The organism is Streptomyces ficellus (assembly GCF_030406405.1).
In the GTDB taxonomy this organism is placed as follows: Bacteria; Actinomycetota; Actinomycetes; order Streptomycetales; family Streptomycetaceae; genus Streptomyces; species Streptomyces ficellus_B.
This window is the reverse complement of the sequence record NZ_JAUEPL010000043.1, coordinates 1-18,843: the sequence shown is the minus strand read 5'-3', so window position 1 is coordinate 18,843 and position 18,843 is coordinate 1. Positions and strand designations below refer to the sequence as shown.

Sequence of the window (18,843 nt, the reverse complement as noted above, 5' to 3'; positions counted from 1 at the left end):
GCCACCTAGGTGAAGGGACCCCCATGTCACGTCTTCCGGCACTGCTCGCCCTCACCCTCACGCTGGCCCTCGGCTCGGTCACCGCCTCCTCCGCCACGGACGCCACGGACGCCACCGACACCACGGGCGCGGAGGCCTTGCGCGACGTTGTCGTCGTCGGCAACAGCGCCGAGGGCACGGTGAGCTTCATCGACGCCCGTACGTACAAGAACCTCGGCTCGCTCGACGTCATCCCCGACCTCGACGCCATCCTGGCCGGCATGGACCCGATCCGCCGCGCCGCCTACGAGATCGTCAAGCAGCAGGCGGGCGGCGACAAGTTCGTGGACGACGCCCACCTCTCGGCAGACGGCCGCACCCTCTACGTCTCGCGCGGCAACCTCGGCGACGCCGCCGCGTACGACATCGCGTCCGGCCGCCAACTCTGGCGCACCCACCTCGACGGCTTCAAGGCCGACCACGCCGCCCTCTCCCCGGACGGCCGCACCTTCGTCGTCTCGGCCATCACCGCCGCCAAGGCCCAGGCACTGGACACCGCCACCGGCCGCGTCACCGGGTCGTTCGCCACCGGGACGTACCCGCACGAGAACATGTACGCGGCGGACGGCAGCCGCCTCTACAACATGTCCATCGGCGTCACCTCCCTCCCCAAGGCCCTCAACGGCCTCAAGGGCGCCAAGCAGGTCACCGTCGCCGACGCGAAGACGCTGAAGGTGCTGCGCACGTACACCTTCGACAAGGGCGTACGCCCGGCCGTGATCACGCCGGACGAGAAGACGATGTACGCCCAGCTGTCCTACCTCAACGGCTTCATCGAGTACGACCTTGAGGCCGGGCGTACGGTACGGACGGTCGAGATGCCCTTCAGCGCGGCGGGCGCGGCCCTCAAGCCCGACGACTACCCGCAGAACTCCGCCCACCACGGCATGGCGATGAACGGCGCGAACGACAAGCTCTGCATGGCCGGGACCATTGACGACTACACGGCCGTCGTCTCCCGCCCGGGCCTGACCACCGACGGCTTCGTCCACTACGAGCGGGGCGCCCTGCCCTACTGGGCATTGACCGGACCCGGCGGCACGCACTGCTTCGTCACGCTCTCCCATCGCGACGAGGTCTCAGTGGTCGACTACCGCACGGCCAAGGAGGTCGCGCGGGTGAAGGTCGGCGACTTCCCGCAGCGCGAGCGGGCGGGGAAGGTGGCGGCGGACGCGCTGTCGGGGCTCAAGCCGTAGTCGCGCCTGGCGCCCCGATCCGGCCTCAGGCCGTCGTGGGGCGTGTCAGCGACTCGACCAGTTCCGTCGCCCGCTCCGCCGGCACCCCCGCCGAGATGAGCATCGTCGCCGCGGCGGACCGCCCGGCCCGGTCCGCCGCGAGCGCGCCCGCGTTCACGGCCTCCATCAGCCCGAAAAGCACCTGCTCGTGTACGTAGGCGAGGGCGGCGGCCGGCAGCGGCGAGACGAACACGCCCTGGTCCAGCCCCCGTTGGAGCAGGTCCGCGCACTCCTTGCGCACTGGGGCCAGCCGCTCCCGGATGCCCTCCATCGTGACGCTGCGCTGGGCGAGGGCCACCAGGAGCCGGTAGCGGTCGGCGATCTCCCACGCGGCGAGCGTGGCGCGGGCCAGCGCCTCGGCCGGATCGTCCACGCCCTCGCGGCCGCTGGCGTGCGCCCGCGCCACCGTCTCGACCGCGCTGTCCACCAGCGCGGCGATCAGCGCGTCACGGCTGGGGAAGTGCCCGTACACGGTGCGGCGCACCACGCCCGCCGCGCGGGCGATCTGGTCCATGGAGGCGTCCGGGTCGCGCAGCAGTTCGGCGAGGGCCACCTGCTCGATGCGGCGCCGGTTCACGTCGGCTCGTCCTGAGGTCACGCCCTCATTTTGCACATGGCTGTGCAGTCACGTAACTTGCACAGCAGTGTGTAATTGCACATCACTGTGCAAAAGCGTGTCGCTGGAAGGGTGGACTGAGCCATGCGTCTCGTCATGAACGAGCCGGTCGAGAGGATGGAAGGGCCCTACCCACGGCGCTGGTGGGCACTGCTCGTGCTCTGCCTGAGCCTGTTGATCATCGTGATGGCGAACACGGCCCTCACGGTCGCCGCCCCCGACATGACCCAGGACCTCGGACTGACCAGCTCCGACCTCCAGTGGGTCATCGACGGCTACACCGTCCCGTACGCCGCGCTGATGCTCCTGCTCGGCGCGATCGGCGACAAGTACAGCCGGCGCGGCGCCCTCGTCCTCGGCCTCGTCGTCTTCGGCGCGGGCTCGGTCGCCGGATCACTCGTGGACTCGTCCACCGGGGTCATAGCCGCCCGCGCGGTCATGGGCGTCGGCGCCGCGATGATCATGCCCGCCACGCTCTCGCTGCTCGCCGCCACCTTCCCGCGCGCCGAGCGCGCCAAGGCCATCGTGCTGTGGACGGCCACCGCCGGCCTCGCCATCGCGGCCGGACCGCTGGTGGCGGGCGCGCTGCTGGAGAACCACGGCTGGGCGTCCACGTTCCTGATCAACGTCCCGGTCGCCGCGCTCGCGATCGCCGGCGCCTTCGCCCTCGTACCCCCGTCCAAAGCCGCCCAGCACGGGCGCATCGACTACGTCGGCGGGCTGCTCTCCGTCCTGTGGACCGGCGCGCTCGTCTACATGATCATCCAGGGCCCCCACTTCGGCTGGGACGCCAAGGCCGTCAGCGCGGCGGTCGTCGCGGGCGCCGGACTCGTCGCCTTCATCGCCTGGGAGCTGCGCCACCCGCGTCCGGTCCTGGACGTCCGCCGCTTCCTCGACCGTGGCTTCGCCGGCTCCAACCTCGCCGTCGCCCTCTTCTTCCTCGCCGTCTTCGGCGCCTTCTACTACCTGACGCAGCACTTGCAGTTCGTGCTCGGGTACGACCCGTTCGACACCGGTGTGCGGATGCTGCCGCTGGCCGGCGCGGTGTTCGTCGGCTCGGCGCTGACCGGGTTCCTCACGCCGCGCCTCGGCATGAAGGTCACGGTCTCCACGGGCATGGCGCTCGGTACGCTCGCGCTCGCCCTGCTCACACGGGTGGACTCGGCTTCCGGGTACGGGGACTTCGTCGCCCCGCTCGTCATCCTGGGCGTCGCGATCGGCCTGGCCCTGTCGCCCTGCACCGACGCCATCATGGGCGCGTTCCCCGAGTCGGAACTCGGCGTGGGCGGCGCCGTCAACGACACCTCCCTTGAGCTGGGCGGCTCGCTGGGCATCGCCCTGCTCGGCTCGGTGCTGGCCTCTTCGTACTCCTCGCACCTCGCCGACGCGGCGCGGGGCACCGGCCTGCCCGCCTCGGCCCTGTCCACCGCCCAGGACTCGGTCGGCGCGGGATACGCCGTCGCGCACGGCATCGGTGAGCAGGCGGCCCACGCCGCCACCCCGCAACAGGGCGCCCAACTCGGCGAGGCGGCCCGCCGGATGGCCGACGCCGTGGGCTCCGCCTTCTCCGACGCGGTGGCCCACACCAGCCTCATCGGCGCGGCGATCCTGGCCGTGGGCACGGTCCTGGTAGCGGCGCTGCTGCCGGGGCGGACCCGCGAGCGGGGCTGATCAGGCCCGCTTCACCTCGTCCACGAACACCTGCCAGGCCCGCGCCTCGAAGACGAGGGCGGGCCCGGCGGGGTTCTTGGAGTCGCGGACGGGGACGGCGGCGGGGTGGCCGTCGGAAACTTCGAGGCAGCTGGCGCTTTCGGCGTTGCTATAGCTGGACTTCCGCCAGGCTGCCAGCTCTGATGCCTCGGCGACTTCGAGGCAGGCGCCGCCCTCACCGCTGCTGTAGCTGGACTTCCGCCAAGTGACCAGCGCCGATGCATCAGTAATGCGCTTCTGAGACGTCATTCTCGAATTCCTCCGCCACCGACTCGATCAGGGCCAGGGACGCCCCTGGCGACAGTGCGACGGCCCTCGCCAGATCGTAGGACTTCTGATGCTTGTCCACCACAACGGGATCGTCCAGCAACTGCCCCGAGTGAGGACCCTCCGTGTACACCACATCCGGTGCCTCGGCGAAGGTCATGAGGCTGAACATGCCGCCGTTTCCGCCATGCGACCCGGCCGAGAACGGCACCACTTGGACCAACACGCGGTGAGATCGCATCAGCCCGGCGACGTGCCGGAGTTGCTCTGTCATGACCTTTGGACCTCCCACTGCGGTGCGCAGGACGGCCTCATGAAGAACAGCCCACCATTCGGGAGTTGTGGGATCGTCGAGCATGCGGGCCCGGTCCTGACGTGCCCGCGTGATCTCCTCGATGGTGTCGTCCAGCGATGTCGGTCTGGTGCCCCTGACCAGCGCACGGGTGTAGGGGCCGATCTGAAGCAGCCCTGGCATGAGTGTTGGAGCGTACTCGCTGATGGTCACGGCTACTTTTTCCAGCTCGGCGGCTTCGCTGAAGTGGTGCGGATAGCGTGAACTGCTGATCGCCCGCACGAGCCGTTGGAAGAAGTCTCCCGTCCCCAGCGCCGCGTCGATGCATTTCGCCAGGTCCGGCCTCAGCCTGCGGGCGCCCGACTCGATCATCCCGATGTACGAGCCCGATACGAACACCCGCTCCCCGAGCTTCTCTTGCGACAGCCCCGCCGCCTCGCGCCTCAACCGCAGCTCTTCGCCCAGGAACTCACGCGGCGTCTCGGCCGGCCCCAGGTCCTTCGGTTTCGCCATGCGGCAACCGTAGCCAGCAGGGCGGCACGCCGTAAGCGGAACGAACAAGAATCATCACGCCAAGTGACCGGCGGAGGCGCCCGGTTCACGGCGACGGAAAAGACCCCGGTCCGAATGGTGGACGACCGGGGCCTTTTCTGGCGTATATTTAATGGTTCGTATGCGCATATGGCAACGCGCACACGGAAGTTGAATAAACGCATCTTATCGCGGCAGGAGTCGAATTGTCAACCGAGGAAATGCGGAAAGAGCAGCAATTCATCACTGAGCTCTACGCGCGACTCGACCACCTGCGCGACCAGGCCGAGCGGGCCGTGCGAGCCGCGCTCAAGGGGGGCGGGAGCAGTTTCCAGGCGCGGTTGGAGCGGGATGTGCTGGTCGCCGAGCAGGCGGGGCTGCTCGCCGCGTTCGACGCGGGGGAGAACGGGCTGTGTTTCGGGCGGCTGGAATTCCGGGACGGGCGTGACCACCACATCGGGCGTATCGGAATCCGTGAGGACGACGAGGAGCGCACACCGCTCGTCGTGGACTGGCGCGCCGAGGTCGCCCGGCCCTTCTACCTCGCCACCGGGTACGAGCCCATGGGGCTGCGCCGGCGCCGGCACATCAGCACCCAGGGGCGCGAGGTCACCGCGCTGCACGACGAGATCCTGGACCTGCACGACACCACCCGTACCGGCCATGAGCACCACGACGCCGACGACGTGCTGCTCGCCGCGCTCGACGCCGCCCGGACCGGGCGCATGAGCGACATCGTGCAGACCATCCAGGCCGAGCAGGACCGCATCATCCGCGCCCCGCACCACGGCGTGCTGGTCGTCGAGGGCGGGCCCGGCACCGGCAAGACCGCCGTCGCGCTGCACCGTGCCGCGTACCTGCTCTACGCCTACCGCGAGCAGCTGGCCCGCCGCGCGGTGCTGATCGTCGGGCCGAACCCGGCGTTCCTCGGCTACATCGGCGAAGTCCTGCCCGCGCTGGGCGAGACCGGCGTTCTGCTGGCCACGCTGGGCGAGCTCTTCCCCGGCGTCCACGCCACCGGCACCGACACGCCCGAGGCCGCCGAGATCAAGGGCCGCGCGGGCATGGCGGACGTCCTGGCGCGGTACGTACGCGACCAGCAGACCGTGCCGCCCACCGACGCGCCCATCGAGATCGACCACGACGACTACGGCACCCTGCTGCTGGACCGGAACATGGCCGAGGACGCCCGCTGGGACGCGCGCGGCACCGGCCTGCCGCACAACCTGGCCCGGCCCCGGTTCACGTTCCGGATCATCGACGCGCTCACCGACCAGCTCGCCGAACGCCTCGGCGCCGACCCGTTCGGCGGGCCGAACCTTCTGGACCCGTCCGACATCACCCAGATGCGCAAGGAGATCGCCGCGAGCCCCGCCGTGCACGCCGCCATTGAGGAGCTGTGGCCCACGCTCAGCCCGCAGCGGCTCGTCGCCGGTTTCCTCGCCGAGCCGGACGGCTACCTGCCGGACGGGGAGGCGGAGTTCGTACGCCGCGAGACCGGGCCCTGGACCGAGGCGGACGTACCGCTCCTGGACGAGGCCGCCGAGCTGCTCGGCGAGGACGACACCGCCGCCCGCGCGGCCGCCGAGCGCGAGCGCAGCCGCAGGATCGAGTACGCGCAGGGTGTCCTCGACGTCAGTTACGCCTCGCGGACGTACGAGTTCGAGGACGCCGAGTCCGAGGTGCTGTCCGCGCACGACATCATCGACGCCGAGCGGTTCGCCGAGCGCCACGAGGAGGCCGACCACCGCAGCGCCGCCGAGCGCGCCGCCGCCGACCGCACGTGGGCGTTCGGGCACGTCATCGTCGACGAGGCGCAGGAGCTGTCCGCGATGGCGTGGCGGCTGCTGATGCGCCGCATCCCCACCCGCTCGATGACCATCGTCGGCGACCCGGCGCAGACCGGCGACGCGGCGGGCTGCGGCTCGTGGGAGGAGATTCTCGCCCCGTACGTCGGGGAGCGCTTCGAGCACGTCCGGCTCGGCGTCAACTACCGCACCCCCGCCGAGATCATGGAGGTCGCCGCCGAGCTTCGCCGCGCCGAGGACCCGGCCTTCCAGCCGCCCCGCTCGGTGCGTTCCACGGGCGTCCCGCCCTGGGAGGTCACGACCGGTGACCTGGCGGGCGAGGTCGCCGACGCCGTACGGCGCGAGATGCCCGACGAGGGCCGGCTCGCCGTCATCGCCCCGGCCGTCCACCACCCCGCCCTGGGCGCCGCCCTCCCGGACGCCGCGCACGGTGTGAACCCGGACCTGACCCGGCCCGTCGTCCTGCTGGACCCGCGCCAGGCGAAGGGCCTGGAGTTCGACACGGTGATCGTCGCCGACCCCGACACCATCCGCTCCGGCGGGCCGCACGGCGTCAACGACCTCTACGTGGCGCTGACCCGCGCGACCCAGCGGCTGGGGATCGTACGGCTCAAGGGCTGAGCCCGGCGGCCGGGGTGCGGGCGGGCCGCCCGCCGGAGGGCGGCCCGCCCGCGCGGTTACACCGGCATGAGCCACACCGTCGCCAGCGGCGGCAGCGTCAGCCGCACACACCCCGACTCCGGCTTCAGGGCATCGGTGTTGCGTACGTCGCTGCCGCCGTACTGTGCCGCGTCGGTGTTCAGCACCTCCGCCAGGGCGGAGATCCCGTCCGGCACCCACAGCCCGTAGTCGTGGCGGACCACCGGCGAGAAGTTGCTCACCGACAGCAGCGGGGTGCCCTGCGCGTCGTACCGCAGGAAGGCGAAGACGTTGTCCTCGGCGGCGTCGCCCAGCGACCACTGGAAGCCCTCCGGGACGGTGTCCCTCTCCCACAGGGCCGGCGTCCGCGTGTACACCGTGTTGAGGTCACGGACCAGGTCCCGCATGCCGCGGTGGTCGCCCGATGAGTGGTAGTCGTCCTCGGTCAGCCACCACTCGGGCCCGTGGGCCTCCGACCACTCCGCGCCCTGGGCGAACTCCTGCCCCATGAACAGCAGTTGCTTGCCCGGGTGGGCCCACATGAAGCCCAGGTACGCGCGCTGGTTGGCGCGCCGCTGCCACCAGTCGCCCGGCATCTTCGTCACCAGGGCCTGCTTGCCGTGCACCACCTCGTCGTGCGAGATGGGCAGCACGTAGTTCTCGCTGTACGCGTACACCATCGAGAACGTCATCTCGTTGTGGTGGTACTTGCGGTGCACCGGCTCCTTGGAGACGTACACCAGCGAGTCGTGCATCCAGCCCATGTTCCACTTCAGACCGAAGCCCAGGCCGCCCTGGTCGGTGGGGCGGGTGACGCCCTCCCAGGCCGTGGACTCCTCGGCGATCGTCACGATGCCCGGGCAGCGGCGGTAGACGGTGGCGTTCATCTCCTGGAGGAAGGCGACCGCGTCGAAGTTCTCGCGGCCCCCGTGCTCGTTGGGGACCCAGTCGCCGCCCTCGCGGGAGTAGTCCAGGTACAGCATCGAGGCGACCGCGTCGACGCGCAGACCGTCGATGTGGAACTCCTCGCACCAGTACACGGCGTTGGCGACCAGGAAGTTACGCACCTCCGTGCGGCCGTAGTCGAATTCGAGGGTGCCCCAGTCCGGGTGCTCGGCCCGCCGCGGGTCGGGGTGCTCGTACAGCGGCGTGCCGTCGAAGCGGGCCAGCGCCCAGTCGTCCTTCGGGAAGTGCGCGGGCACCCAGTCGACGATGACCCCGATGCCGGCCCGGTGGCAGGCGTCGACGAAGAACCGGAAGTCGTCCGGGGTGCCCAGCCGCGCGGTCGGCGCGTAGAAACCGGTGACCTGGTAGCCCCAGGACGGGCTGTAGGGGTGCTCGGCGACCGGCATCAGCTCGATGTGGGTGAACCCGAGGTCCTTGGCGTAGGCGGGCAGCTGCTCGGCCAGCTCGCGGTAGGTCAGGCCCGGCCGCCAGGAGGGAAGGTGCACTTCGTAGACGGAGAAGGGGGCCTCGTGGATGGGACGGTCGCCGCGGTGCGCCATCCAGTCCTGGTCCTGCCACTCGTAGTGCGAGGCCGTGACGATCGAGGCGGTCTCCGGCGGGCACTGGGTGCGGCGGGCCATCGGGTCCGCGCGCAGGGAGCAGTGGCCGTCGGGGCCGGTGACGGCGAACTTGTACAGCGCGCCCTCGCCCAGCCCGGGCACGAACAGCTCCCACACGCCGGTGCCGCCCAGCGACCGCAGCGGCAGGCCGGTGCCCGCGTCCCAGTAGTTGAACTCGCCCACCAGCCGCACCCCGCGCGCGTTGGGCGCCCACACCGTGAAACGGGTACCGGTGACGCCCTGATGGGTCATCGGGTGCGCGCCGAGCGCCTTCCACAGCTCCTCGTGGCGGCCCTCGCCGATCAGGTGCAGGTCCAGGTCGCCCAGCGCGGGCAGGAAGCGGTAGGGGTCGTCCACTTCGACGACACCGGAGTCGTACGCGACCTGGAGCCGGTATGCGGGCACCTGTGACAGCGGCAGCACCCCCGAGAAGAGCCCGTCGCCGTCGTCGTGCAGCTCGGTGCGCGCCCCGTCCACGAGCACGGCCACGCTCCGCGCGCACGGGCGCAGCGCCCGGATCGCGATGCCGCCGTCCGCGACCGGGTGCGCGCCCAGCAGCGCGTGCGGGTCGTGGTGCTCACCGGCGAGCAGCCGCCCCCGGTCGGCGGCGTCGAGCGGCGGCGCGGCGGGAATGCCGTCGGCGCCCGTGCGGGGGCGGGGCGGGGCGCCGTGCGGTGGCGTGGGCAGGGCGGTGGTGTCCCCGACGGGGGTCTGCTTGACGGCCGGGGCGTTCGGGGCCTTCGGTGCGGCAGGGTTACGGGCGGGACGACGGGGGGTCACGGGGAAAAGCCTCCTCAAGGGCGTTCACATCACGGAGTGGTGGTGGGGCGGCCGGCCAGGCGGCGGATCGCCGCCATCGGGACGGGGAGCCAGTCGGGGCGGTGCCGGGCTTCGTACAGGACCTCGTACACGGCCTTGTCCGTCTCGTACGCGTGCAGCAGCGCGGGCTCGGCGCGCGGGTCGGTGCCCGACGCCTCGGCGTACCCGGTGCAGTACGCGTCCCGGCACCGCTCCGCCCAGTCCGCGTTCCAGGGGCGGTAGGAGCGGGCCGCGTAGTCGAAGGAGCGCAGCATGCCGGCCACGTCACGCACCGGCGGCTGGGGGCGGCGGCGCTCGGCGAGCGGCTTCGCGGGCTCGCCCTCGAAGTCGATCACCGACCAGTCGCCGTCCTGCGTACGCAAGGTCTGGCCCAGGTGGAGGTCGCCGTGCACCCGCTGGGCCCGCCACCACCGGCTGCCGCCCTTGGGCTTGCCGACCGCCTCGAACGCGGCGCGCAGCCCGGGGACGTACGGCATCAGCGCGGGCACCGCCTGGGCGGCGGCGTCCAGCCGGCGGCTCATGCCGTGCGCCAGGTTCTCGGTCTGCGCCCGGCCCAGCGCGACGGTGGGCAGCGCGTCGGCCAGCGCGGTGTGCACCTCGGCGGTGGCCCGGCCGAGCGCCCGGGCCTCGGCGGTGAAGTCGCGCCCGGCGCCCAGCGCGTCCAGGGCGAGCTGCCAGCCGTCCTGCGAGCCGCGCAGATACGGCTGGAGGACACCGAGCGTGCTGGCCTCCGGGCGGCCGTTGCCGGTCTCGTACCACGCGACGGGCGCGGGCACCCGCCCGCAGCCGGCCCGGGCGAGCGCGAGCGGCAGCTCCAGGTCCGGGTTGGCGCCCGGATAGACCCGGCGGAACACCTTCAGGATGTACGCATCGCCGTACACGAGCGAGGAGTTGGACTGCTCGGCGTCCAGAACGCGGGGCGTGAGACCGTCCGGGATGGCCACCGTGCGGGAGAACCGCAGCGGTCCCATCGGGCCCGGTGTGCGCAATCGTTCCAGCAGCAGTGAGGCGAGCCGTGGATCGCTCAGGCCCTCGTAGACCGTCCGGCCGGCCAGCGGGCCGTCCGGCACCCGGCCGATCAGGGCGGAGGCGAGCTGCGGCGGCAGTTCGGCCCGTACGCCCAGCAGCAACTGGTAGCAGTCGCCCTGGGTGGCGGCAGTCGGCCCCGGCTGCTGTACCCGTACCAGCAGGTGCAGCAGGCCCGGTCCCGTGGTGTCGAGCGGGAGCAGTTCGGTCGCCGAGACGAGGGCGAAGCCGTTGACGGGCCGTCCCTTCCCGGCGAACCAGCGCTGGCGGGGCAGCCATTCATGGAGCAGAGGGACCAGTGAGGGCATGAGGGCGACGGGGGCCCGGGCGGTGGATGCGGTCTCCGACATGGCAGCGCGTCCTTTCCCCGGGCACTACGAAATGCACAGAACGTGCAGAGTGTCCCGGAATGCGGCGAGTGCTGTCCGGCTGTGCGGGACGTGTCGGGCGGGGATGGTCGAGATAGACCCGAATCGACGTATGAGGTGGAGAGTGCCCAGGGCGGGGCGTCGGAAACGCCCCGCCCTGATGTCCTCACCCGCTGCGGCCCCCACGCGCCGCGTCCGCCGGTCCCGCCGTGGCCGCCGGAGCGGCCGTGGCGGGCCTGGGCGCCGCGCCCATGCCGGCGCCCGTGCTCGTCGGCGAGGAGGTCGCCACCGTCGCCTCCGTGACGGTCTTTCCGGTGGCCTTGCCCTTCGCCTTCTTCGAGGCGTCCTTGCGCAGGCGGAACCAGTAGAAGCCGTGACCCGCGAGGGTGAGCAGATACGGCCATTCGCCGATGGCGGGGAAGCGGACCCCGCCGATCAGCTCCACCGGGTGCATCTCGTTGAACCGGCGCAGGTCCAGCTCCGTCGGCTGTGGGAAGCGCGAGAAGTTGTGCACGCACATCACCAGGTCGTCGCCGTACTCCCGCAGGAAGGCGAGGACCGCCGGGTTGGACGACGGGAGCTCGGTGTACGAGCCGAGGCCGAAAGCGGGGTTCTGCTTACGGATCTCGATCATCCGCCGCGTCCAGTGCAGCAGCGACGACGGGGACGCCATCGACGCCTCCACGTTCGTCACCTGGTAGCCGTAGACCGGGTCCATGATGGTCGGCAGGTACAGCCGCCCCGGGTCGCAGGACGAGAAGCCCGCGTTGCGGTCGGGCGTCCACTGCATGGGGGTGCGCACGCCGTCCCGGTCGCCGAGCCAGATGTTGTCGCCCATCCCGATCTCGTCGCCGTAGTACAGGATCGGCGAGCCGGGCAGGGACAGCAGCAGCGCGGTGAACAGCTCGATCTGGTTGCGGTCGTTGTCCAGGAGCGGGGCGAGGCGCCGCCGGATGCCGATGTTGGCGCGCATCCGCGGATCCTTGGCGTACTCCGCGTACATGTAGTCGCGCTCTTCGTCGGTGACCATTTCCAGCGTCAGCTCGTCGTGGTTGCGCAGGAAGATGCCCCACTGGCAGTTCTCCGGGATCGCCGGGGTCTTGGCCAGGACTTCCGAGACGGGGTAGCGCGACTCCCGGCGCACGGCCATGAAGATGCGCGGCATGACGGGGAAGTGGAACGCCATGTGGCACTCGTCGCCGCCGGCCGCGTAGTCGCCGAAGTAGTCGACGACGTCCTCCGGCCACTGGTTGGCCTCGGCGAGGAGCACGGTGTCGGGGTAGGCGGCGTCGATCTCCTTGCGTACCCGCTTGAGGAAGGCGTGGGTGGCCGGGAGGTTCTCGCAGTTTGTGCCCTCCTCCTGGTAGAGGTACGGCACGGCGTCGAGGCGGAAGCCGTCGATGCCCAGGTCCAGCCAGAAGCGCAGCGCGGACAGGATCTCCTGCTGCACGGCCGGGTTCTCGTAGTTGAGGTCGGGCTGGTGGGAGAAGAACCGGTGCCAGTAGTACTGCTTGCGCACCGGGTCGAAGGTCCAGTTGGACGTCTCGGTGTCGATGAAGATGATCCGCGCGTCCTGGAACTGCTTGTCGTCGTCGGCCCAGACGTAGTAGTCGCCGTAGGGGCCGTCGGGGTCGCTGCGGGATTCCTGGAACCACGGGTGCTGGTCGCTGGTGTGGTTCATCACGAAGTCGATGATCACTCGCATGCCGCGCTGGTGGGCGGCATCGACGAACTCGACGAAGTCGGCCAGGTCGCCGAATTCGGGCAGTACGGAGGTGTAGTCCGATACGTCGTAACCGCCGTCCCGCAGGGGGGACTTGAAGAACGGCGGGAGCCAGAGGCAGTCGACCCCGAGCCACTGAAGGTAGTCCAGCTTGGCGGTGATGCCCTTCAGGTCGCCGACGCCGTCGCCGTTGCTGTCCTGGAAGGACCGGACCAGAACCTCGTAGAAGACGGCTCGCTTGAACCAGTCGGGGTCGCGGTCCTTGGCGGGGGTGTCCTCGAAGGTGTCGTGGACGGGCTCGTTGACGATCATGATGTGGGTGACCCTCCGATCGGCGGGGACGGTCGCAGGACGAGAATGTGCGCGGGTGTGACACCCGGCTCTAGGCGCACATAGTTGGCCCTGCCCCAGTGATAGGTCTCGCCGGTGAGCTCATCGCGCACCGGCACGGTCTCGTGCCAGTCGAGGCCGAGCTCCGGCATGTCCAACGAGACCGTCGCCTCGTGGGTGTGGCGCGGGTCGAGGTTGACGACCGTCAGAACAATGTTCGAGCCCGCGCGCTTGCTGTACGCGAGGACGGCGTCGTTGTCGGCGTGGTGGAAGTGGACCGAGCGCAGCTGCCGCAGCGCGGCGTTGCGGCGCCTGATCCGGTTCAGGCTGGTGATCAGCGGGGTGATGGTTCGGCCCTCGCGCTCGGCGGACTCCCAGTCCCGTGGCCGCAGTTGGTACTTCTCCGAGTCGAGGTACTCCTCGCTGCCCTCCCGTACGGGGGTGTTCTCGCACAGTTCGTACCCGGCGTATACGCCCCACGTCGGGGACATCGTCGCGGCGAGCACCGCCCGCACCTCGAAGGCGGGCCGACCGCCGTGCTGGAGGTAGGCGGGCAGGATGTCGGGGGTGTTCACGAAGAAGTTCGGCCGCATGTAGGCGGCGGCGTCGCCGGAGAGCTCGGTGAGGTACTCGGTCAGTTCCTGCTTGGTGTTGCGCCAGGTGAAGTACGTGTACGACTGCTGGAAGCCGATCGCGGCGAGGGTGTGCATCATCGCCGGGCGGGTGAACGCCTCCGCCAGGAAGATCACGTCCGGGTCGGTCCTGTTGATGGCGCCGATGACCTTCTCCCAGAAGACCACCGGCTTGGTGTGCGGGTTGTCGACGCGGAAGATCCGTACGCCGTGGCCCATCCAGTACCGCAGGACGCGCAGCGTCTCGCGGACGATGCCCCGCATGTCCCGGTCGAAGGCGATCGGATAGATGTCCTGGTACTTCTTGGGCGGGTTCTCGGCGTACGCGATGGTGCCATCGGCCCGGTGGTGGAACCAGGCCGGGCGCTTCTTGACCCACGGGTGGTCGGGGGAGCACTGGAGCGCGAAGTCCAGGGCGACCTCCAGGCGCAGTTCGCGCGCCCGTTCGACGAAGGCGTCGAAGTCCTCGATGGTGCCCAGGTCCGGGTGGATGGCGTCGTGGCCGCCCTCGTGGGAGCCGATCGCCCACGGCACGCCGACGTCGTCGGGGCCGGGGGTGAGGGTGTTGTTGGGGCCCTTGCGGTGGGTGGTACCGATGGGGTGGATGGGGGGCAGGTACACCACGTCGAAGCCCATCGCGGCGATCGCGGGCAGCCGCTCGGCGGCCGTACGGAAGTTGCCCGAAATCAGTCGTCCGTCGACCTCTCTCGCCCCTTCGGAGCGCGGGAACATCTCGTACCACGAGCCGAACAGCGCCCTCTCCCGTTCCACCAGCAACGGCAACGGCCTGGAGGAGGTGACCAGTTCGCGCAGCGGGTGGGCGGCCAGCGCCGCCACCGCCTCGGTGGCGAGCGCGGCGGCGAGCCGGTCCCCGGCGGAGCGCCGCTCGTCGCGCAGCGCGTCCACCACGGCGAGCACGGCCTCGCGGCCCTCGCTCTTCGGTACGCCGTCCGCGGCCCGCTCGTGCAGGGCGGCGCCCTCGGCGAGGACCAGTTCGGTGTCGATACCGGCCGGGATCTTGATGCCCGCGTGGTGGCGCCAGGTGGCGATCGGGTCGCTCCAGGCCTCCACCGCGTATGTCCACCGCCCTTCGGCCGTGGGGGTGACCTCGGCCCCCCAGCGGTCGGTGCCGGGGGCCAGCTCGCGCATCGGGGTGAAGGGGCCGGGGTGGCCGGAGGGGTCGGTCAGGACGACATTGGCGGCGACGGCGTCATGCCCCTCACGAAACACCGTGGCCGTAATCTGGAAGGTTTCGCCGGTCACCGCCTTGGCGGGCCTTCTGCCGCAGTCGACCAGCGGGCGTACATCGAGGACGGGAATGCGACCAATCAGCGAGTTCACGGCATCACCTGAGGGTTGCTTACGGGGTATCGCTCTTTGTACTTGCTCCGTTGACGAGTGTTGGGGCGCAGGCATCACCGCTCCTGTCCGGGTTCACTCGGGTGGGCGGGTACCGGAGGAGCCTTCCCACACCCTTCGGGTGGGCAATCCGGCGGCGTGCTAACTACTCTGGCGTAGCCGGACAGCGAGAACCGGCCCCGTTCGAGTGGAAAATCGGGGCCGGTTCGCGCTCGGGTGTGTCAGATGGCGTTCAGGTGAGCGTCTGGGCGTCCTGCTCCTCCGGGTCGTTGGCCCAGACCTGCCACGGCTGCCGCGTCACCCACTCCTCGACCGGCGTGGCCTCCACCGACAGCGCCCCGGCCGACACGCCGTCATCCCCCGCCAGAAGCAGCCGGTCCGTCCCCGCCGCCATGTAGTGGTAGATGCCCGCCACACCGGCCGCCGCGTCCCGGCCGAGCACCTGCGCGAGGCCCTGCTCGAAGACCCGCGGCGCCAGCGCCTGGTAGCGCACCCGCCGCCCCAGCCCCCGGCCGAACGCCTCCGCCAGCTCCTCACCCGTCAAGGTCCGCGCACCGCCGATGTCGAACGTCCGGCCCTCCAGCCCGTCCACGGTGAGCGCCGCGTGCACCGCCTCCGCCAGGTCCCGGTGCGAGAGCCACGCCGTGGGCACGTCGGCGGGCAGCGGATAGGCGAGGACGCCCTCATTGACCAGCGCCGGCCCGTTCCAGGGGCTGAACAGGTTGTCCAGGTACACCGGGGGCCGCAGCACCACCAGCGGCACCCCGCTGTCGCGCAGCACCTCCTCCGCGATCCGGCGCGTCTCGAACGCCGCGACCGCGGTGGCCGAGCGCGGGACGCGGGTGTTGGCGTTGTAGACCAGCCGCCGCACGCCGGCCGCCACGGCCGCCTCCGCGATGTTCCGGGCGTACCGGCGCACCTGCTCCGGCTCGTACACCAGCGGCATCACCACCGCGGCGTGCGTCGCCCCCGAGAACAGCTGCCGTACGTCCTCGGCGTGGCCCAGGTCGCCCGTGGCGCACGAGACGCCCGGCAGCGGCGGCCGGTCCCCCTCGGGACGGCGGGAGAGCGTACGTACCCGGTGGTTGCGCTCGGTCAACAGACGGGCCACCGCACCGCCCTGGAAACCGGTGGCCCCGACGACCGCTACCCGCATCTGAATCTGCTCCGACATATGCCTGAATGGCCCTTCGATAGGGTGTGACTGCTGCCATGACGGCTCCTCTCAGGCTGGCGGCGGCGGCTTTGGCCGATCAATTAACAATTCGGGGCGGGGGTTGAAGGATCGTCCATGGACACCGTGCGCACCGAAAACGACGACCTCCTCAGCGAGCTGCTGCAACCGCTGCGCCTCACCGGCGTCTTCGACAGCCGCTGGCACGTCAGCGCCCCCTGGGCCATCGAGGGGGACGCCGAGCAGAGCTGTGCCGTCCTGCACTACATCGTCGAGGGCGGCTGCTGGATCACCGCGGAGGGCCACGCCCCCCAGGAACTGCGCGCCGGGGACCTCGCCGTCTTCCCCACCGGCACCGCGCACCGGCTCTCCGACCAGCCCGACCGGCAGGGCGTACCGCTCAAGGCCGTGCTGCCCGAGCGGCAGCCCGGCACCTCGGGCGAGATCCGCATCGACGGCTCCGGACCGCGCAGCCGGCTGCTGTGCGCCGGGTTGCACTACGACGCCAGCGCCGCCACCGGCCTGTACAAGGCGCTGCCCTGGGCCCTGGTCCTCGACGGCTCCCAGGTCGGCCGCGAACCGCTGCTGCGCGACACCCTGCGGCTGCTCGCCGCCCCCGACCGGCCCGTCGGCCCCGGCGACCGGCTGATCACGCTGCGGGCCTTCGAGATGGCCCTCGTGCTGGCGCTGCGCCCGCTGCTGCGGGAGTTCGCCGAGAACCCGGCGTCCCTGCCCGTACTGCGCCATCCGGGCGTCAGCCGCGCGCTGGTGATGATCGCGACCCGGTTCGCCGAACCGTGGACCATCGAGTCGCTCGCCCGCGAGGTCGGCATGTCCCGCTCCGCGTTCACCGCCGCCTTCCGGGAACTGGTCGGTGAGGCCCCGGCCCGCCACCTGACCGGACGGCGCATGCAGGAGGCGGCGCGGCTGCTCGGCGAAACGTCCCTGCCGCAGTCGGCGGTGCCGCAGCGGGTCGGTTACCAGAGCGCGGTCGGCTTCCATCTTGCCTTCCGCAAATGGTTCGGCGTCACTCCGGGTGAGTACCGGGCGGGTGCCGTGAGCGCGGCGTGAGGTGACCGGAACTCGACTGGCCGGTTCTTAAGGACCCATGGACGGACGTTCATTGCCGCAGGTGCGTACGGACAGACAGGCTCTGCTGCGGCAATGGCTTCCGCAAGAGGAGAATCGGTGACGAGGTCCGGTCAGGAGTATCTGGCGTCGCTGCGCGACGGCCGGGAGATATGGCTCGACGGTGAGCGGGTGGAGGACGTCACCTCACACCCCGCGTTCCGCAACACCGCCGCGTCCGTCGCCCGCCTGTACGACCTGGCGCACGACTCCGCGCACACCCCGGTCCTGACCCAGGGCGGCGTCCACCGCGCGTACGCGATCCCGCGTTCGTACGAGGACCTCGTCGCCCGCCGCGCGGCGTACAAGGTGTGGGCGGAGGCGAGCTTCGGCTTCCTGGGGCGCACGCCCGACTACATGGCGGGCGGCGCGGCCGGGTTCGCGGCGCTGCCGGGGGTCTTCACCACCGACGCGTACGACGGGGCCCCCAACGCCCTCGCCTACCACCGGCGGCTCGCCGAGGGCGACCTGTACCCGGCCTTCACCATCACCAACCCGCAGATCGACCGGACCAGGTCCGCCTCCGAGCAGGAGGAGGACGACCTGGTGGTGCGGGTGGTGGCCGAGAAGGACGGCGGGATCGTGGTGCGCGGCGCCAAGATGATCGGCACCGCCGCCGTCTTCGGCAACGAGGTCGTCGTCGGCACGATCGAGCCCCTCGCGCCCCAGGACGTGGAACACGCGGTCTGCTTCTCGATCCCGATCGGCACGCCGGGGCTGAAGTTCGTCTCCCGTACCTCCTACGAGGCACAGGCCCGCAGCATCTTCGACAACCCGCTCTCCTCGCGCTTCGACGAGAACGACGCGCTGCTCGTGTGCGACGACGTGTTCGTGCCGTGGGAGAACGTCCTCGCCTACCGCGACGTGGACGTCTCCTTCCGGATGTGGTGGCAGACCCCCGCGTACCGGAACTTCGTGCACCAGGCCGCCACCCGCTTCTGGACCAAGCTGGAGTTCCTCACCGGCATCGCGATCCTGCTGGCCAAGGCCAACAACACCTACCAGCTGCCGCCGGTCACCCAGGCCATCGGCCGGCTGATGGGGATGGTCGCGCAGGCCAAGGCGTTCGTGCTGGCCGCCGAGGCGTCGTACGAACAGGTCGACGGCGGACGCGGCGGGGTGATGCCCGGCAAGGACATCTCCTTCGCGCAACGCATCATGGCCGGCGAGCTGTACCCGCGGGCCGTGCAGGAGATCAAACTCCTCGCGGGCGGCGGCGTCATCCAGCTCCCCGCGTCCGGCGAGGACCTGCTGCACCCGGAGCTCGGCCCGCTGGTCCGCAAGTACATCCGCTCGCCCGGCACCCCGGCAGAAGACCGGATCAAGCTGCTGAAACTGGCCTGGGACGCCCTCGGCTCGGAATTCGCCGGCCGCCACGAACAGTACGAACGCTTCTACCACGGCGCCCCGCACGTCTACCTGATGCAGCAAGCCTGGGAAGGCGACACGGCCGGCTGCGAAGCCCTGGCGCAGGCCTGCCTCGACGGCTACGACCTGGAGCGTGCGCGATGACGGCGACCGGGGCGCGCGGGGCGGCCGGGGCGGCCGGGGCGGGCGTCCGGCTGGCGGCGGCGGGCGCGGG

At 70.9% G+C, this 18,843-nt stretch carries 12 protein-coding genes and 1 pseudogene; 5 read left to right on the top strand and 8 right to left on the bottom strand.

Annotation, left to right across the window (positions count from 1 at the left end):
* Positions 1-23 precede the first annotated feature (23 nt).
* Complete coding sequence (locus QWM81_RS23925; RefSeq protein ID WP_290114391.1) at positions 24-1,235, top strand: YncE family protein; 1,212 nt, start codon at positions 24-26, stop codon at positions 1,233-1,235.
* 25 nt (positions 1,236-1,260) lie between these two features.
* On the opposite strand, the gene QWM81_RS23920 is transcribed toward QWM81_RS23925, so the two are convergent.
* Complete coding sequence (locus QWM81_RS23920) at positions 1,261-1,872, bottom strand: TetR/AcrR family transcriptional regulator (RefSeq protein WP_290114390.1); 612 nt, start codon at positions 1,870-1,872, stop codon at positions 1,261-1,263.
* A gap of 102 nt (positions 1,873-1,974) precedes the next feature.
* Between QWM81_RS23920 and QWM81_RS23915 the strand changes: the two genes are divergently transcribed.
* Complete coding sequence (locus QWM81_RS23915) at positions 1,975-3,561, top strand: MFS transporter (protein ID WP_290114389.1); 1,587 nt, start codon at positions 1,975-1,977, stop codon at positions 3,559-3,561.
* Here QWM81_RS23915 and QWM81_RS23910 read toward each other — a convergent pair whose 3' ends face one another.
* Together QWM81_RS23910 and QWM81_RS23905 are read right to left on the bottom strand one after the other, a co-directional pair.
* Positions 3,562-3,849 carry a DUF397 domain-containing protein gene (locus QWM81_RS23910; RefSeq protein WP_290114388.1) on the bottom strand — a complete coding sequence of 96 codons (288 nt, stop codon included), beginning with the start codon at positions 3,847-3,849 and terminating at the stop codon, positions 3,562-3,564.
* Positions 3,824-4,672: a helix-turn-helix domain-containing protein gene (locus tag QWM81_RS23905; protein WP_290114387.1), complete on the bottom strand. Its 849-nt coding sequence runs from the start codon at positions 4,670-4,672 to the stop codon at positions 3,824-3,826. Before QWM81_RS23905 ends, QWM81_RS23910 begins: the two co-directional genes overlap by 26 nt.
* A gap of 224 nt (positions 4,673-4,896) precedes the next feature.
* On the opposite strand from QWM81_RS23905, the gene QWM81_RS23900 reads away from it, so the two are divergent.
* Positions 4,897-7,119, top strand: coding sequence for a HelD family protein (locus QWM81_RS23900; RefSeq protein ID WP_290114386.1), 2,223 nt, complete (start codon positions 4,897-4,899; stop codon positions 7,117-7,119).
* Positions 7,120-7,175: 56 nt separating this feature from the next.
* On the opposite strand, the gene glgB is transcribed toward QWM81_RS23900, so the two are convergent.
* From glgB to QWM81_RS23875, 5 genes and pseudogenes are all read right to left on the bottom strand, one after another.
* Positions 7,176-9,482: a 1,4-alpha-glucan branching enzyme gene (gene glgB, locus QWM81_RS23895; RefSeq protein ID WP_290114385.1), complete on the bottom strand. Its 2,307-nt coding sequence runs from the start codon at positions 9,480-9,482 to the stop codon at positions 7,176-7,178.
* Positions 9,483-9,511: 29 nt separating this feature from the next.
* Positions 9,512-10,897, bottom strand: coding sequence for a maltokinase N-terminal cap-like domain-containing protein (locus QWM81_RS23890; RefSeq protein ID WP_290114384.1), 1,386 nt, complete (start codon positions 10,895-10,897; stop codon positions 9,512-9,514).
* Positions 10,898-11,255: 358 nt separating this feature from the next.
* Positions 11,256-12,950: pseudogene (gene treS, locus QWM81_RS23885) on the bottom strand (maltose alpha-D-glucosyltransferase); the annotation flags it as partial.
* Positions 12,947-14,932, bottom strand: a complete 1,986-nt coding sequence (locus QWM81_RS23880) for an alpha-1,4-glucan--maltose-1-phosphate maltosyltransferase (RefSeq protein WP_290114426.1) — start codon at positions 14,930-14,932, stop codon at positions 12,947-12,949. The gene QWM81_RS23880 and the pseudogene treS, both read right to left, overlap by 4 nt.
* A gap of 259 nt (positions 14,933-15,191) precedes the next feature.
* On the bottom strand, positions 15,192-16,133 hold the full coding sequence (locus QWM81_RS23875) for an SDR family oxidoreductase (RefSeq protein WP_290114383.1): 942 nt from the start codon (positions 16,131-16,133) through the stop codon (positions 15,192-15,194).
* A gap of 117 nt (positions 16,134-16,250) precedes the next feature.
* Here QWM81_RS23875 and QWM81_RS23870 point away from each other — a divergent pair, with 117 nt between their 5' ends.
* Positions 16,251-17,204 (top strand): AraC family transcriptional regulator, encoded by a 954-nt coding sequence (locus tag QWM81_RS23870; RefSeq protein ID WP_290114382.1) that lies wholly within the window; start codon positions 16,251-16,253, stop codon positions 17,202-17,204.
* A 117-nt stretch (positions 17,205-17,321) separates the two neighbouring features.
* A complete protein-coding gene (locus tag QWM81_RS23865; RefSeq protein ID WP_290114381.1) occupies positions 17,322-18,773 on the top strand; it encodes a 4-hydroxyphenylacetate 3-hydroxylase family protein in 1,452 nt (483 codons plus the stop codon).
* Positions 18,774-18,843: the final 70 nt, after the last annotated feature.

Coding starts and splice junctions, on each gene's coding strand:
- QWM81_RS23870 (WP_290114382.1), top strand. CDS start 16,251: ATGGACACCGTGCGCACCGAAAACGACGACCTCCTCAGCGAGCTGCTG.
- QWM81_RS23915 (WP_290114389.1), top strand. CDS start 1,975: ATGCGTCTCGTCATGAACGAGCCGGTCGAGAGGATGGAAGGGCCCTAC.
- QWM81_RS23910 (WP_290114388.1), bottom strand. CDS start 3,849: ATGACGTCTCAGAAGCGCATTACTGATGCATCGGCGCTGGTCACTTGG.
- QWM81_RS23905 (WP_290114387.1), bottom strand. CDS start 4,672: ATGGCGAAACCGAAGGACCTGGGGCCGGCCGAGACGCCGCGTGAGTTC.
- QWM81_RS23890 (WP_290114384.1), bottom strand. CDS start 10,897: ATGTCGGAGACCGCATCCACCGCCCGGGCCCCCGTCGCCCTCATGCCC.
- QWM81_RS23875 (WP_290114383.1), bottom strand. CDS start 16,133: ATGTCGGAGCAGATTCAGATGCGGGTAGCGGTCGTCGGGGCCACCGGT.
- QWM81_RS23925 (WP_290114391.1), top strand. CDS start 24: ATGTCACGTCTTCCGGCACTGCTCGCCCTCACCCTCACGCTGGCCCTC.